Below are 15,971 nucleotides of genomic sequence, written 5' to 3' on the forward strand. Positions count from 1 at the left end.
ATGGCCGAGATCCTCGCCAACGCGCTGCGCTTCCACGTACAGCGGCTGCCCGCGGCCGAAGTCCACGCATCCGACGGTGCGGAGGGCGGCCGCGGCCTCCCGGTCGTCTTCCTGCACGGCCTCGTCGTCGACAACCTCTCCAGCTTCTACTGCCCGCTGGGCGTGCCGCTGGCGCGGGCGGGGCACGAGGTGGTCCTCTACGACCTGCGCGGCCACGGCCTCAGCGAGCGCCCGCCGGACGGGTACGACAGCCGCAGCGCCGTCCGGGACCTGGTGGCCCTCCTGTCCGCCCTCGGGCTCGACGGGCGGCCGGTGCACCTGGTCGGCAACAGCTACGGCGGCACGCTCGCCCTGCACGCCGCCCTCGCCCGCCCCGACCTCGTCGCGGGCCTGACCCTGCTCGAACCGCCGCTCAGCGGCCCCTGGGTGGAGAACATGGTCGACACCCTGTCCGTTGCCGCGCTCAGCCTGGAGGACAGCCGGGTCCCCGCCGAACTGTCCTCGCTGCGGCTGCGCAAGGCGGCGAAGCTGACGGCCATCGCCGACGCGCTGCTGAACCGCACCACCCTCATCGACGACATCGCGGCCGGCCGCACCTTCACCCCCGCCGACTACGCCGCGATCGGCTGCCCGGTGCTCGTCATCTGCGGGGAGCACTCCGAACTGGTTCCGGGCGCCGCGGAGCTGGCCCGGCACGCCCCGTGGTGCACGCTGCGGATCCTGCCCGGGCTCGGCCACGACGTGCTCAAGGAGGCCAGCGGAGTGCTGCGCGAGTCCGTACTGGCCCACGCCGCGGCCGTCAGCCGGGCCGGGACGGGAGCGCTGATCGTATGAGGTTCCTCTTCGTCGTCCCGCCGCTCGCCGGGCACGTCAATCCGACGGTCGCCGTCGCCGCCGAACTGGCCGCCCGCGGGCACGAGACCGCCTGGACGGGTCCCGCCGAGGTGCTGTCCGGGCTGCTGCCCGCGCACGCCCGGCTGTTCCCCTCCGGAGACGCCGCGGGTCCGGACTCCGGCGGGTACGCGGCGCTGCACGGGCGGTGGCGGGACCTGCGGGGCGTCGCCGCCCTGCGGTTCCTGTGGACGCAGGCTCTGGTGCCGCTGGCCCACGCGATGGTGCCGGGCGTGGAGAAGGCCGTCGCCGGGTTCGACCCGGACGTGGTGGTCGCCGACCAGCAGGCGCTGGCCGGGGCCGTGGTCGCCCGCCGGCTCGGCATCCCCTGGGCCACCTCGGCGAGCACCTCGGCCGAGTTCACCCGGCCGTTCGCCGGCTTCCCCAAGGTGGGGAACTGGGTGGCGGACCAGGTGGCCGGGCTGCTCGCGGAGTGCGGGTCGCCGCCCGGCTGGGATCCCCGGTTCTCGGACCGGCTGGTGCTGGTCTTCTCCACCCCGGAACTCATCGGGGGCGCCGGGCCCTTCCCCGGCCACTACGCCTGCGTGGGCCCCGCCTTCGGGTCCCGCCCGCCGGGCACGGACTTCCCCTGGCAGCGGCTCGACCCCGAGCGCCGCCGGGTGCTGGTCTCGCTCGGCACCCTCAACCAGGAGGCGGGCTCCCGGTTCTACGCCGCGGTCCTGGCCGCCGGGGAACAGCTCGCGGACCGGGTCCAGCTGATCGTGGCCGCCCCCCGGCACCTGACCGGCCCGGTACCGGCGCACGCCCTGCTCCGGGAGGCCGTGCCGCAGCTGCGGCTGCTGCCCCACCTGGACGCGGTCGTGAGCCACGGCGGCCACAACACGGTGTGCGAGACGCTCGCCCACGGGCTCCCGCTGGTCGTGGCACCGATCCGGGACGACCAGCCGATCGTCGCGCAGCAGGTCACCGACGCCGGCGCCGGGGTCCGGGTGCGCTTCGGCCGGGCCAGGCCGGCCGACCTGCACGACGCGCTGACCGCCGTACTGGAGGACTTCGGGCCGCACCGCCGTGCGGCCCGGCGGATCCAGGCGTCATTCGCCGCCGCGGGGGGCGCCGCCACCGCAGCCGACCGATTGGAGGGGCTCGCATGAGCCCATGGGTTTCCGCCGCGATCGCCGCGGCACTCGGCGCCGGGACGGTACGGGCGCGCCGCCGCCTGCACGCGCTGCCGGTCCTGCTCCCCGCCGGGGAGCCCTCCGCGGGGCCGCGCCGGCGGCTGCTCGCCGCGCGGGGCGTCGCCGCGGACGAGGGGGTCCTCGCGGCCGCCCGCGCCCACGCCGACCGGGAGGGCCTGGACGTGCTGGAGCTGGTGCCGGCGGACCTGCCCGCGGAGGAGGCGCTCGGGCTGCTGCGGCTGGTCGACCCGGCCGGCTACCGGCAGGACCGGCTGGCCGCCGGGCGCGGCGCGGGCTACGCCGTGCTCGTCGGCGAGGACGTCCTGCAGCGGTCGGGAGTGGATCCGGACCGTTCTCGGGACCGGGTGGAACTCCTGGCGCTCACCCGCCGTTTGAAGGAGTACGCCACCGCCTCGACGGATCTGGCCGTCGCCCCGGGCCTCAGTGCCCGCGCCGTTCCCGCCGGTCTCAGCGGCCGGGCCGCGGAGCTGCGCGCCCAGGGCCTGCCACCGGACCTGCTCTCGGCGGCCCAGCTGGCCGGTCTCGCGCTGCTCGCCGCGGCAGTCCTGCGGGACGGCCGCTGGGGTGTCGCCGCGGCCGGGCTGTACTGGCTCCAGCCCGCCCTGGTGCTGAGCGCGGGAGGCCCGCTGCGCCCCGCGGACCTGGCCAAGGCCAGTGCGGCCCGGCCGCTGCGGTCGCTCGGCGCGGGGCTGCGTACGGCCGCGGAGGCCCGGGCGCCGGAGCCGGAACAGGCCGGGGCACCGGACCGCAGGGCCGAGTACGCCGCCGAACTCGCGGGCGGCACCGACCGGTTCTTCGAACCACGGCTCGGCCACTGCCCGTGGTGCGGCTCGGCGCGGCTGTCGGTTCGGGTGCGCATGCCGGATCTCCTCCAGGGCAAGCCGGGCCGTTTCACGCTGGAGGAGTGCGGCGCCTGCGGACACGTCTTCCAGAATCCGCGGCTGACGGTGGAGGGGCTGGACTTCTACTACCGCGACTTCTACGACGGCCGGGGCGGCGAGGGTGCCGGGACGGTCTTCGGCCGGCTCGGCGCCCACTACCGGGCGCGGGCCGCGATGCTCGCCCCGTACGCCAGTCCCGCCACCTGGCTCGATGTCGGCACCGGCCACGGGCACTTCTGCGACGTCGCCCGCGAGGTGTGGCCGGACACCCGCTTCGACGGGCTCGACATGGGCGACGGGATCCAGGAGGCCGAGCGGCGCGGCTGGGTCGCGACGGGCTACCAGGGCCAGTTCCCCGAACTCGCCGGCAAGCTCGCCGGTCAGTACGAGGCCGTCAGCATGTACCACTACCTGGAGCACACCCGCGACCCGTTCGCTGAGCTCGACGCGGCGGCGCAGGTCCTGGTGCCGGGCGGGCACCTGTTGATCGAACTGCCCGATCCGCAGTCGAGGATGGCGCGGCTGATGGGCCCGCACTGGCTGCCGTGGTTCCAGCCCCAGCACCAGCACCTGATCCCGGCGGTCAACCTCCGCGTGGCGCTGGCCGAACGCGGCTTCACCGTACTGGCCGAGCAGCACGGGCCCGCCCATCAGCACAACGACTTCGTGGGCACCGTCGCGCTCACCGCGAACCGGCTCGCCCCCGACCCGCACAGTCCGTGGGCCGACCCCGCCCTGCTCCGCCCGGCCCGGCGCGCGGCCCGCCAGGCGGTACGGGCCGCCGCCCTGCCCTGCCTGGCGGCGGCCGGGCTGCTGGACGCGGTGCGCACCGCCGTGGCCCGCCGCACGGACGGCGGCAACGCGTACCGGCTGCTGGCGCGCAAGGAGTCGAGGTGAGCGCCGGGACGACGGGAGGGGCCGGCGTCCGGCTCCCGCTGGCCCGGCGGGCCACCGCCGACCCGCTGTTCCGTCTGGTCGCCCACGCGCTGGAGACCGCGCACGGGCGGCCGCCGGCCGCGGTGTGGAGCGCCCCGCACGCCTTCCACCTCGGCTCGCCGGGCCTGGTGGCCGCCGCCGGCTGGCCGGTCGCGGCTGCCGCGGCCCCGCGCGAGGACGGCACGGTGAGGCTGAGCTCGCTCAGCCACCCCGCGCAGAGCTGCGAGCTGGAGCTGACGGGCCCGTACCCGGACACCCCTGCCTGGGCGGCCCGGCCGTACGCGCTGCTGCGGGCCCTCGCCCGGGCCGGGTACGGCCGCGCCGGGACGGACCTGCACGTCCAGAGCACCCTCACCGAGGCGGCGGGGCTGCGCCTCGCGGAACCGCTCGACTGCGCGGTCGCGCTCGCCGTGGCCGACGTACACACCGGGGAGGGCGAGCCGCGGCCCGCGCGGGAGCTGCTCGCCGGGCTGATCCGGGAGGTCGCTCCGCAGGACGACGACGCCCTGCGCTCCGCCGTGCTGTACGCGCGCCCCGGCACGGCCCTGCGCGTGGGGTCGGGCCTGGGTGCGCGGAGCGTGCCCTTCGACCCGCCCGCCTCGGGGACGCACCTGGTGCTGATGGCCGTACGGGGCTCCGCGCAGGAGCGCCGGGCAGGTCTGGCACGGGGCGTCGAGTGCGCCCGGCGGGCGGGCGCGCTCAGCGCGTGGCCGCCGGGCAGCCGGGCGGGCCGCAGCGTGCTGGTGCTGCTGCCCCGGGACCGGCTGACGGCGGTGCGTGCGGCGGTCGCGGAGGAGTTCCGCGGCCTGGGCCTGCCCGCGCCGCGCTTCGTGAACATCGCCGTGGCCGGAGCGGCCCGGCGGGAGGAATGAGCCGGGCCGCTGCGGCCACGGCGAGGACACAGGAGGCATCAGCTCATGCGAACCAGACATTCAGCACCCGACGTCCCGGACGCACCACCGAGCGGGCGGGGCCGGAGGTGGCGGGCCACTGCGACCGGCATCGCCTGCGCGCTCGGCCTCGTCACCGCCATGACCGTCGGCAGCTCCGAGGCCGCCGACACCCCGTCGGCGCCCAGGTCGGCCGCCGCGGCACTGCCGAGCTACGACCACGTGGTGGTGGTCGTCTTCGAGAACAAGCAGTACGGCGAGATCATCGGCAGCGCCAACGCCCCGTACATCAACCAGCTGGCCAACGCCGGCGCGAGCCTGACGGCGATGAAGGCGCTGACCCACCCCAGCCAGCCCAACTACTTCAACATGTTCTCCGGCGGCACCCAGGGCATCACGGGCGACGGCTGCTACACGCCGCAGTCGATGACCGCGCCGAACCTCGGCCAGGAACTCATCGCGGCGGGCAAGACGTTCGCCACGTACAACGAGGACCTGCCGAGCGAGGGGTCCACGGCCTGCACCAACGGCCAGTACGCGCAGAAGCACAATCCGTGGTTCGCCTTCAAGAACGTGCCGCTCAACACCGGCAAGACCTGGGCACAGTTCCCGCGCACCGACTTCAACGCGCTGCCGCACCTGTCGTTCATCGTGCCGAACCAGTGCAACGACATGCACTCGTGCCCGGTGAGCACGGGAGACACCTGGGTCAAGAACAATCTGGACGCGTACGCGCAGTGGGCGAAGGCCAACAACAGCCTGCTGGTGCTCACCTGGGACGAGGACAACTTCCTCGGTTCCAACCAGATCGCCACGGTCTTCTCCGGCGCGCACGTCAAGCAGGGCCGGTACGGCAGCGCGTACAACCACTTCAACCTGCTGCGGACCTTCGAGGACCTGTTCGGGACGACCCACGCGGGCAACGCGGCGAGCGCCCAGCCGATCACGGAGGTCTTCGGGACCGGCGGTGAGGAGCCGCCGCCGGGCGGCCTGGCCGTGGTCAACCCGGGCGCGCAGACCTGCAAGTTCAACCAGTCCTGCACGATCCAGGTGACGGCCACCGGCGGGACGGCCCCGCTGCGGTGGACCGCCACCGGGCTGCCGTGGGGTCTGGCCATGGACGCGTCGACCGGCCGGATCAGCGGCAAGCCGTGGGGGTCCGGGACGCTCCAGATCACCGCCTCGGTCACCGACACGGCAGGCAAGTCGGCGAGCACCACCTTCCCGCTCACTCTCAACTGGTTCTGACGGAACCGGAAGGAGGCATCCGTGTACCTGTCGGCCAACCGCGCCGCCGATGGCGCCAAGGGCGTCCCCCGCCCGACGTCCGGGCCGATCGGCCCGGCAGGCCCGGCCGTCGCGGGGAACGTGCTCGTGCTCGGCCTGGTCAGCCTGGTCACGGATGTCTCCGCCGAGATGGTCACCGCGGTCCTGCCGCTCTATCTCGTCGTGGGCCTCGGCATGTCGCCGCTGGCCTTCGGCGCACTCGACGGGCTGTACCAGGGGGCGACCGCCCTCCTGCGGCTGGCCGGCGGCCAGGTCGCCGACCGGACGGAACGCCACAAGTTCGTGGCGGGTACGGGGTACGCCCTGTCCGCCGCCTGCAAACTGGGGCTGCTCGCGGTCTCCACTCCGTGGGCGGTGGGGGCGGTCCTGGCCGCCGACCGGGCCGGCAAGGGCCTGCGCACGGCGCCGCGCGACGCGCTCATCTCCCTGTCCGCCACGCCCGAGGGGCAGGGCCGGGCCTTCGGGGTGCACCGGGCCATGGACACGGCGGGCGCGCTCCTGGGCCCGCTCGTCGCCTTCGGCGTGCTGTGGGTGGCGCACGACGCCTACGAGGCCGTGTTCACGGTGAGCTTCTGCGTGGCGGCCTTCGCGGTGCTGCTGCTCGCGCTGTTCGTGCGGGACGTCCGCACCCGGCCGGCCCGGACTCCCGCACCTTCCGGGGGGCGGGGACTGACGACCGTGCTCCGCGACCGCGGGGTGCGGCGCCTCGCGCTGGCGGCGGCCCTGCTCGGGGTGTTCACCGTCGGGGACTCCTTCGTCTACCTGCTGCTGCAACGGCGCCTCGACCTGCCCGCCGCCGCCTTCCCGCTGCTGCCGGTGGCGACCGCGGCCGGATTCCTGCTGCTCGCCGTCCCGTTGGGCAGGCTCGCGGACCGGGCCGGGCGCGGCCCCGTCTTCCTGGCGGGCCATGTGGCGCTGGCGGCGGCGTACCTGCTGCTCCTCTCCCCGCTGGGCGGCGCGGCCCCGGCCGTGCTCGTCCTGTTCCTCCTCGGTGCGTTCTACGCGGCCACCGACGGCGTCCTGATGGCGGCCGCGGGGCCGCTGCTGCCCGCCCGCCTGCGGGCGAGCGGCATGGCCCTGGTCCAGACGGCGCAGGCGCTGGCCCGCTTCGCGGGGGCGCTGCTCTTCGGCGCCGGCTGGACGTACGCGGGCCCCGGAGTCGCGCTGGCCGGCGCGGCCATCGGTCTCACCCTGTCCCTGGCGGCGGTCGGGGTGCTCGGCAAGGGAGCTCTGCGATGACGCACAGCCTGCGCAAGGTCCTCCTCCTGGTGCTGTTCTCAGCCCTGCTGGCGGCGACGGCCGTGGTGTCGGTGGTCCGGGCCGCGGACCGGGCCGGCGATCGCGAAGAGGCCCGCCCGGGCGGGCCCCGCGCCAGGTCCGGCGAGGTGAGCCTGGAGCAGCCGGGCCGGCTGCTGTTCCGCAATCTGGCCTGGGGACCGGGCCGCGACATGATCGCCTCGGTGCCGCTGGCCGCGCCCGCGGACGCCCGTACCACCGCGCCCCAGGACTGCCTGCGCTTCCACGCGGCCGCGGGCACGGGCGTCTGCCTGCGCCGTGCGGGCGGCGTCGTCCCGAGCTACGAGGCGCTGGTCCTCGACTCCGCGCTCCGGCCGGTCCGTTCGTTCGAGGTCCCGGGTACGCCCACCCGGGCGCGGGTCTCCCCCAGCGGCAAGCTGCTCGCCTGGACGGTGTTCGTCAGCGGGGACTCGTACGCGGGCGGCAGCTTCTCCACCCGCACCGCCCTCTACGACACCCGGTCGGGCGTACTCGTCCCGAGCCTCGAGGACTTCGCGGTGCTCGACGGGGGCAAGCGCCGCCAGGCGGCCGACCACAACTTCTGGGGGGTGACCTTCGCCGCCGACGACAACCGCTTCTACGCGACCCTCGCCACCGGAGGCCGGACCCACCTGGTCGAGGGCGACCTGCGGGCCCGCGAACTGCGCGTGCTGCGCGAGAACGTGGAATGCCCCTCGCTCTCGCCCGACGGTGCCCGGATCGCGTTCAAGAAGCGGGTGACCGGCCTGCCCGACGACGCCCCGTGGCGCCTGTACGTCCTGGACCTGGCCACCGGCGCCGAAACCGGGCTGGCGGAGCAGCGGAGCGTCGACGACCAGGCCCTCTGGTACGACGACGGGACCCTGCTCTACTCGCTTCCGGGTGACTTCGGCGGCGACCTGTGGTCACTGCCCGCGACGGGCGCGGGAAGCCCGCGCCTGCTGGTCCCGTCCGCCGTCTCCCCGGCGGTCCTGCCCTCGTGACCGCCCGCCTCCACGAGCGACCCGGCGCACGGGCGGTGGGCCCGCTCCCGCTTCAGCAAGGTCATCCCCGTACTCCGAACGGGCTGGTGCAGAATGACGGGCATGCGTGCTCCCATCGGCTCCTTCGACCGGGCCCGCCCGGCGACCGACTGTCTCGACGAGCTGACCCGGCCGGTGGCCGAGGCAATCCGCTCCTGGGCCGGCAGCGTGCCCGCCCAGGAGATCCTCTACATCGACACCGACCCGGCCATCGCCGACACCGCCGCTTTCGTCGAGCACTACGGGCGAGAACTCCTGTCCCAGTCGGCGAACTGTGTGGTCGTCGCCGCCCGGCGGGGTGGCGAGACCACGCTCGCGGCCTGCCTCGTCCCCTCCGGCGCACGCGCCGACGTCAACGGCGCGGTGCGCCGCCGGCTCGGCGCCCGCAAGGTGTCCTTCGCCCCGATGGACACCGCCGTGGAGCTGACGGGCATGGAGTACGGGGGCATCACCCCGATCGGGCTCCCCGCCGGCTGGCCGCTGCTGGTGGACCCGGCCGTCGTCGACCTGCCGTACGTCCTCGTCGGCAGCGGCCGGCGCCGCGGCAAGCTCATCGCCCCCGGCAAACTGTTCGCCGCGCTCCCTGCCGCGGAGCTGATCGAAGGCCTCGCCGTCTAGTACAGCGCGACTGGTACAGCCCGACTGGTACAGCGCGTCGCGCACTGCGTCCGTCCGGGTCGTCGGCTGCTTCCGCCCCGCCTTTCTGGGTAGCGCCAAAGGGTGAGTTATGTGAAACGTGGCAGCGGCTACTCCCGTGACGACCGGTACCTCACCACGCGCGTCACGGCGGACGGGCACGACGGTTTCGCCGTGGAGCCGGGCCGTTACCGGCTGGTGGTCAGCCGGGCCTGCCCCTGGGCGAGCCGGGCGGTGATCGTACGGCGGCTCCTCGGGCTGGAGGCGGCGCTCCCGATGGCCGTCGCCGGACCCGTGCACGACGAGCGGAGCTGGTCCTTCGACCTCGACCCCGGCGGCCGCGATCCGGTGCTCGGCATCGAACGGCTGCGGGAGGCGTACCTCGCCCGCGATCCCGGCTACGACCGCGGCATCACGGTGCCGGCGATCGTCGACGTGCCGTCCGGCAAGGTGGTCACCAATGACTTCCCGCAGATCACGATCGACATGTCGCTGGAGTGGAAGCCCTTCCACCGGACCGGAGCCCCCGACCTCTACCCGCCCGCCCTGCGGCCGGAGATCGACGCCGTGAACGACCTGGTCTACGCGGACGTCAACAACGGCGTGTACCGGGCCGGCTTCGCCGGTTCGCAGGAGTCGTACGCCGAGGCATACGAGCGGCTCTTCGCACGGCTCGACCAGTTGTCGGACCGGCTCCGGGCATCGCGCTACCTCGTCGGTGACAGGATCACCGAGGCGGACGTGCGCCTCTTCACCACGCTCGTGCGCTTCGACGCGGTCTACCACGGCCACTTCAAGTGCAACCGGCGGAAGCTGACCGAGATGCCGGTCCTGTGGGCCTACGCACGGGACCTCTTCCAGACGCCCGGCTTCGGCGACACCGTCGACTTCGATCACATCAAGCGGCACTACTACACGGTCCACGACGACATCAACCCGACCGGGATCGTGCCGGAAGGCCCGGACCTGTCCGGCTGGCTGGAGCCGCACCGCCGCGCGGCGCTGGGCGGCCGTCCGTTCGGCGACGGCACCCCGCCCGGGCCGGTGGCCCGCGGGGAGGAAGTACCGGCGGGCCACCGGCCGTAGCCGCGGCCCCGGGCGGTCAGCCGGCCGCCCGCGCACCCTCGTCCCAGGTGACCGGGAGCCGGTGCACGCCGTAGATGTTCATGGCGGTGCGCAGCGGTACCTCCGCGGGCGGGACGGCCAGGCGGAGCGTGGGGAAGCGGGTGAGGAGCGCGGGCAGGGCGACGCGCATCTCCACGCGGGCGAGCTGGGCGCCGAGGCACTGGTGGATCCCGTGGCCGAAGCCGAGCTGTCCGGTGGCCTTGCGGCGCAGGTCGAGCGTGTCCGGGTCGGGGAAGCGCTCGGGGTCCCGGTTGGCGGCCTCGACGGAGAGGGTGACGCTCTCCCCGGTCTTGATGACGTGGCCGTCCAGCTCCACGTCCTCCAGGGCCACCCGCACCATGGTGTGGGCGACGCTCAGGTAGCGCAGGAGTTCCTCGACCGCGCTGTCCGCGAGGTCCGGGTCCTCGCGCAGGGCTGCGAGCTGCTCCGGGTGGCTCAGCAGCGCGAAGGTGCCGTGCGCGAGCATGTTGGCGGTGGTGTCGAGGCCCGCGCCGAGCAGGAAGCCGCCGACGCCTGCGAGTTCCTCGTCGGTGAGCTCGCTGGTGGTCAGTTCGCTGAGCACGTCGTCCGTCGGCTCGGCGCGCTTGGCCTCGACCAGGTGCAGCATGTACTCCTGCAGCCCGGTCATGGCCGCGATCCGGTCCTCCATGGTCGCGTCCAGGCTCGTCAGGGCCACCGTGTGGCGGTAGAACGTCTCGCGGTCGGCGTACGGCACTCCGAGCAGCTCGCAGATCACGAGCGCCGGGACGGGCTGGGCGAACGCCCGCACCAGGTCCGTTCCGGGGCCCTGCCGCTCCATCGCGTCGAGGTGTTCGGCGGTGATCTGCTCCACGCGTTCGGTGAGCAGACGCATCCGGCGGACCGTGAACTTCCCGGCGAGCAGCCGGCGCAGGCGGGTGTGCTCGGGGGCGTCGATCCCGGTCATGTCCCCTACGGGGGCCGGCGGCAGCGCCCCGTCGGGGCCGCCGGGGAAGGGGTAGTGCATCAGCTCGTAGCGGGAGCTGAAGCGCTGGTCCCCGAGCACCGCCCGGACCTGCGTGTGGCCGGTGGCCAGCCAGCCGCGGTGGCCGTCGGGGTAGGTCATCCGGCTGAGCGGCCGCTGTTCGCGCAGCCCGGACAGCGCGCTGGGCGGGTCGAAGGGGCAGCCGGCGGGGCGCTCGCTGGGCATCGAGGTCAGCGGTGCGTCGTGCATGTCTTCCTCCGGTGGATCGGATCCGACTTTCACGGTGTTGAAGTAGTGCTGCTCGAACACCGTAAAAGACGACTTGCACAGCGTGCAAGTACCAATTGAACACCGTTGAAGAGATCCGCTAGCCTGAGCGCATGCCGCGCGAAACCCTGACCCGTGACCAGATCGTCCTGGCGGCGATCGAGCTGCTCGACGCCGAGGGCACCGAGGGGCTGAGCATGCGCAAGCTCGGCCAGCGCATGGGGTCGGCGCCCACCGCCATGTACTGGCACGTGGGCAACAAGGAGAACCTCGTCATGCTCGCGGCCGACCGCACCTGGGGCGAGATCACGTTCCTGGACCCCGCCGGACACGGCTGGCGGCCCGCCGCCCGGGCCCTGGCGCACGACACGTACGCGATGGCGCGCCGCCACCCGTGGCTGCTCCCGGCCATCGGCACGCACTTCCTCTACGGCCAGGGCATGGCCCGCTTCCAGAACCACTCCTACGCCGTCTTCGAGGCGGCCGGGTTCGCCGGCTGGGACCTCGACTGGGCCGTGAACACCGTCTTCACCTTCGTCGCGGGCACCACGCTCGTCGACGCGACCCGAGCGGCCCTGGACGGCGCGAAGATCCGCCCGGGCCGGGGCGACGCGGACACCCCCGTCCAGGACGTCGCCACCTGGGCGGGCGAGATCGCGTCGCAGTTCCCGCGGCTGCGCGCCCGCCTCGAACAGCAGGCGGGCGCCGACCCCGCCGAGATGATCCGGCAGAAGTTCGACTTCGGGCTCGAGGCCATCCTCGACGGCCTCGAAGCCCGCCTGGCCGCCGACGGAAACCGGCCGCCGGCGCGGGCTTAGGGCGCGGCGCGCCCAGGCGTCGTTGTGGTCACGGGACCGGCGCGGCGGCACACTGAAGGTCCACGCCCCCGCACCGCCAGGAGGGACGTACGTGCCCGTCCCGATCATCATCGACTGCGATCCCGGACACGACGACGCCCTCGCGATCATGCTGGCGGCCGGCGACCCCGCGGTCGATCTGCTGGCGGTCACCACGGTCGCGGGCAACCAGACGCTCGAGAAGACCACCTTGAACGCACTGCGCGTCTGCACGGTCGCCGGGATCACGGACGTGCCCGTCGCAGCCGGCTGCGACCGGCCGCTCGTCCAGCCGCTCAGCGTCGCCGACGACGTGCACGGCGCCTCCGGCCTGGACGGGCCGATGTTCCCTCAGCCCACGGTCGACGTGGTCCTGGAACACGCGGTGGACCTCATCCACCGGGTACTGGCCGAACATCCCGGGCCGGTCACCCTCGTCCCGACCGCGCCGCTGACCAACATCGCCCTGCTGCTGACCCGCTATCCGCAGGACGCCTCCCGCATCCGCGAGATCGTCCTGATGGGCGGTTCCACGGAGCGGGGCAACCGGACCCCGGCCGCCGAGTTCAACATCCTCACGGATCCCGAGGCCGCGGACATCGTCTTCCGCTGCGGCGTGCCGGTCACCATGTGCGGGCTCAACGTCACCCACCAGGCGCTTGCGACACCCGAGGTCGTGGCCCGCTTCGAGGGGCTGGACACTCCCCTCGGGCGCACGTGCGCGGAGTTGCTGACCTTCTTCGGATCCACCTACCGCGCGCTGTGGGGATTCCCCAGCCCGCCGCTGCACGATCCCGTCGCGGTGGCCCGGGTCATCGATCCCGAGCTCGTCCGCTGCGTCGACGCGCACGTCGTCGTCGAGTTGCACGGCCGGTACACGCGCGGCGCCACCGTCGTGGACCTGCACCCCTCCGCGGACCGCCCGGCCAACGCCCGAGCCGCGCTGACCCTGGAGACCGGCCCGTTCTGGGACCGGATGGTCGCCGCCGTGGCGGCTCTCGGAGCCCGTACGGACCGGGCGGGCGGAAGCTCCTGACGGACCACCGCGCTACTCGCGCACCCGGATCCAGTACAGGAAGCCGGCGCCCAGCAGCACCAGCACCGCGGTCAGCGGCCACTGCCGGAGCAGTACGGGGCCGCTGGCGAAGACCGCCGCGAGGCCGTAGACGCAGACGGCCCCGCCCGACAACGCCTGGAGCCCCGCCGGCAGCCTGGCCGCCCGTACGAGGAGCAGCAGCAGGACCGCGCATGCCGGGAACAGCCACGGATGGTCCCGGCCCGGGCCCTGGAACAGGACGAAGTCCCGCACCTCGTGGAATTCGTCCAGGGCGGCCTGCCGTACGGCCAGTTCGCCCGGGTAGCGCCAGTGGACCGAGAGCTCCGCGGACTTCTCGAACGGCACCTGCCAGCCGGTGAGGACGAGGAGCTGCCACAGGACGAGGACGACCGCCCCGGTCTGGCCCACCGCCTCCCAGGGGCCCAGGCCGGACCGGGAGCGGGGCCCCACGGGCGCGGCGGGGCGGGGCGCCGGGCGCCTCGGGGATGTCGGGGGCGTCGGGCGCGTCGGGCGCGTCCGGGAAGGGGCGGGAGGCGCGGTCGGCTCGGGGGCGGGTCGCGCGGGTCGCGCCGCCTGGGGAGGCACCGGTTTGGCGCCCTGTGGCGGGGGCGTGGCCTTGCCGTACTTGAGCCGGGCCTCGCGGGCCCGGCGCATCGCCTCGGTCGTGTCGTCGGCCATGGTCTCCTCCGCGCCCGCCCTTCCCTGTCCTGTCCGCTGCCCCGCGTGTCCTGCCCGTCCTGCCCGTCCCGCCTGTCCGGTCCTGCTCACCGCCCCGGTTCAGCGGTGCCGGCCGCCGCCGCCCGCGCTGCCGTGGCGTTCCCGCTGGCGTTCCGCGTACGCCTTCTTCTGCCGCTGCGTGAGCTCCGCGTCGCCGCCGCCGGTGTCGAACTCGCGCGGATCGCTGCGCAGCGAGGGGTCTCCGCAGACCGGGCAGTCGGGGCGCCACCCCGTGCGCAGCCAGATGCTCTGGAAGGCGTGCTGACCCGGTACCTCGCCCAGGATCCGGGGGAAGAACCAGTGGTCGGGCTCCATGGCGAACAGGGCCAGGGAGAGGTCCTTGCGGAGCGGGGTGGTCAGGAAGCCGCCGATCCGGTCGGGGCCGCCCGTCGGGTGCAGCAGGGCCAGCGCGATCTTCGCCGCGGCCGCGGTCAGGTGGTGGATGTCCGTCAGCAGGCCCGGGACGGCGTACATCCGGCCCGTCCCGTAGTCCGTGCGCGGCTGGTGGCCCAGCTCGCCCAGGGACTCGCGGACCCCGCCGGTGGCGCACGACCAGCACGGGGACCCGGGGGTGCTGAAGACCACCTCGCCGCCCGCCGCGCCCTCGTACAGCCCGATGAAGAGGGCGGGCCGGCCGACGAAGTACGCCAGGTGGTTGAACCGCTGCTGGGCATGGTTGTCGTCGGTGGCGGCGATCACCAGCTGCGAGTCGGCGATCCGCTGCTGCCACGTGTGGTTGTCCAGTGCGCCGGCGTCGAGTTTGAGGACCTCTACCCTGAGCCGCCGGTTGATCCTGCGCAGGCGCCGGGCGGTGGCCTTGGCCTTGTTGCGGCCGATGTCCCGGGCGTCGAACATCGAGCGGCCCAGGTTGGCCGGCTCCACGCGGTCGGGGTCGACCAGGGTGATCCGGCCGACGCCGGAGCGCACCAGGACCTCGGCGAGGTAGCTGCCGACCGAGCCGACGCCCACGAGCAGGACGTGGCGGTCCGCGAGGGCGGGTGACAGCAGCCCCTCGGTACGGGCGAACAGCCCGGCGCGAACCGCCCGGGTCCGGCCGATCCCGGCCCGCAGGGTGAGCCGCCGGACCCGTCCCGGTGGCCTGTCGGCGGGGCGGGCCGCGGCCGCCGGAACCTGCGGCGGTCCGGGGTCGGGGTCGGACGCGGCCGTCTGCGCCGGGGTCACCGGTGCGGGCGGTGCCTGTACGGGGCCGGGCGGGGCCGTCCGCGAGCCGGGCAGGGCTGGCATGCCCCCGCCCGGGCCGGCCGGCCCGGCCCCCCGCAGCGCCTCCCGTAGCGCCTCCCGCAGCCGGTCCCCCTCCGGCACCCGGTGGTCCCACGCCAACTCCCTGATGAGCAGCTCCGGATGGGGCCCGTCCGCTCCGGCCTCCTCCAGCAGCAGCGGTGCCGCCACCGGGAAGTCGGGGGTGGCGAAGAGGTACCGCAGCGCGCCGGACCGGCCACGCGGCAGGGGGACCCGTACGCCGCCCACCCCGGCCACCACACAGGTCAGCGGCTGGTCGTGGGACCAGGAGACACCGGCCTGCCGGACGGCCGCGGCCAGCGGGACCACGACCGGGCGCATCGGCTGGAGCTGCACCCCGCGGGCCGTCCACATGGCGCCGAAGAACGACACCCGGGCGGTCTCGGTGTACAGCTCGTGCCGTTCGCGCGGCGTGGTGGTGTCGTGGGTGACGATCGGGGCGATGTAGCGCCCGAGGTCCGGTACGGACTCCAGGGTGCGGCCGTACTCGTGGTGGTCCTGCCGGGAAGGGTGCGGCATGCCCAGCGGGTGGGAGTGGACGATGCCCTTGAAGCGGACCGAGCCGGCCGCCTCCAGCCGGCCGATCTCGTCGAGCAGCCATGACGTGTTGCTGTACTCCACCCGCGTGACGCGGGCGCGGGCGTCGTGCACGAACGCGGTCACCACGTCACGGCCGCGCAGCCCGAGCAGGGCGCCGCCCTGCTCGGGTGCGGTCCGCCCGATGTCTTTCCCCACCTGCTCGATCACGTAGTCGAAGACATGTACGGGCAGCACGGCATCGTCCCTTCCGG

At 74.4% G+C, this 15,971-nt stretch carries 14 protein-coding genes; 11 read left to right on the forward strand and 3 right to left on the reverse strand.

Translation table 11 applies throughout. The features are described from left to right. The 9 genes from AB0D94_RS10410 (at window position 1) to AB0D94_RS10450 (ending at window position 10,061) form a co-directional block, all read left to right on the forward strand. Window positions 1-834 (forward strand): alpha/beta hydrolase, encoded by an 834-nt coding sequence (locus AB0D94_RS10410; RefSeq protein ID WP_362048678.1) that lies wholly within the window; start codon window positions 1-3, stop codon window positions 832-834. Beyond that, entirely contained in the window at window positions 831-2,003 is a 1,173-nt protein-coding gene (locus AB0D94_RS10415; protein ID WP_362048681.1) for a glycosyltransferase, read from the forward strand. Before AB0D94_RS10410 ends, AB0D94_RS10415 begins: the two co-directional genes overlap by 4 nt. Next, window positions 2,000-3,826: a class I SAM-dependent methyltransferase gene (locus AB0D94_RS10420; RefSeq protein ID WP_362048684.1), complete on the forward strand. Its 1,827-nt coding sequence runs from the start codon at window positions 2,000-2,002 to the stop codon at window positions 3,824-3,826. Before AB0D94_RS10415 ends, AB0D94_RS10420 begins: the two co-directional genes overlap by 4 nt. Next, window positions 3,823-4,737, forward strand: coding sequence for a galactokinase (locus AB0D94_RS10425; RefSeq protein ID WP_362048687.1), 915 nt, complete (start codon window positions 3,823-3,825; stop codon window positions 4,735-4,737). The genes AB0D94_RS10420 and AB0D94_RS10425 overlap by 4 nt, the downstream gene beginning before the upstream one ends. 45 nt (window positions 4,738-4,782) lie before the next feature. After that, window positions 4,783-6,003, forward strand: coding sequence for an alkaline phosphatase family protein (locus AB0D94_RS10430; protein ID WP_362048690.1), 1,221 nt, complete (start codon window positions 4,783-4,785; stop codon window positions 6,001-6,003). A gap of 21 nt (window positions 6,004-6,024) precedes the next feature. Continuing rightward, entirely contained in the window at window positions 6,025-7,281 is a 1,257-nt protein-coding gene (locus tag AB0D94_RS10435) for an MFS transporter (protein WP_362048693.1), read from the forward strand. Next, window positions 7,278-8,300: a TolB-like translocation protein gene (locus AB0D94_RS10440; protein ID WP_362048696.1), complete on the forward strand. Its 1,023-nt coding sequence runs from the start codon at window positions 7,278-7,280 to the stop codon at window positions 8,298-8,300. Before AB0D94_RS10435 ends, AB0D94_RS10440 begins: the two co-directional genes overlap by 4 nt. Window positions 8,301-8,402: 102 nt before the next feature. Next, on the forward strand, window positions 8,403-8,957 hold the full coding sequence (locus tag AB0D94_RS10445) for a YbaK/EbsC family protein (protein ID WP_362048699.1): 555 nt from the start codon (window positions 8,403-8,405) through the stop codon (window positions 8,955-8,957). Window positions 8,958-9,059: 102 nt separating this feature from the next. Further along, window positions 9,060-10,061: a glutathione S-transferase C-terminal domain-containing protein gene (locus AB0D94_RS10450; RefSeq protein ID WP_362048701.1), complete on the forward strand. Its 1,002-nt coding sequence runs from the start codon at window positions 9,060-9,062 to the stop codon at window positions 10,059-10,061. Window positions 10,062-10,077: 16 nt separating this feature from the next. Here AB0D94_RS10450 and AB0D94_RS10455 read toward each other — a convergent pair whose 3' ends face one another. Next, the gene (locus tag AB0D94_RS10455; protein WP_362048704.1) at window positions 10,078-11,292 is read right to left on the reverse strand and encodes a cytochrome P450; all 1,215 of its coding nucleotides are present in this window, start codon (window positions 11,290-11,292) and stop codon (window positions 10,078-10,080) included. 131 nt (window positions 11,293-11,423) lie between these two features. Here AB0D94_RS10455 and AB0D94_RS10460 point away from each other — a divergent pair, with 131 nt between their 5' ends. Continuing rightward, window positions 11,424-12,128, forward strand: a complete 705-nt coding sequence (locus tag AB0D94_RS10460) for a TetR/AcrR family transcriptional regulator C-terminal domain-containing protein (RefSeq protein ID WP_362048707.1) — start codon at window positions 11,424-11,426, stop codon at window positions 12,126-12,128. Between the two features lie 91 nt (window positions 12,129-12,219). Continuing rightward, on the forward strand, window positions 12,220-13,182 hold the full coding sequence (locus AB0D94_RS10465) for a nucleoside hydrolase (RefSeq protein WP_362048710.1): 963 nt from the start codon (window positions 12,220-12,222) through the stop codon (window positions 13,180-13,182). A 12-nt stretch (window positions 13,183-13,194) separates the two neighbouring features. On the opposite strand, the gene AB0D94_RS10470 is transcribed toward AB0D94_RS10465, so the two are convergent. Further along, window positions 13,195-13,881, reverse strand: a complete 687-nt coding sequence (locus AB0D94_RS10470) for a hypothetical protein (RefSeq protein WP_362048713.1) — start codon at window positions 13,879-13,881, stop codon at window positions 13,195-13,197. A gap of 99 nt (window positions 13,882-13,980) precedes the next feature. Further along, entirely contained in the window at window positions 13,981-15,954 is a 1,974-nt protein-coding gene (locus AB0D94_RS10475; protein WP_362048716.1) for a ThiF family adenylyltransferase, read from the reverse strand. Between the last annotated feature and the right edge of the window lie 17 nt (window positions 15,955-15,971).

This window comes from Streptomyces sp. NPDC048255, assembly GCF_040652415.1.
GTDB lineage: Bacteria > Actinomycetota > Actinomycetes > Streptomycetales > Streptomycetaceae > Streptomyces.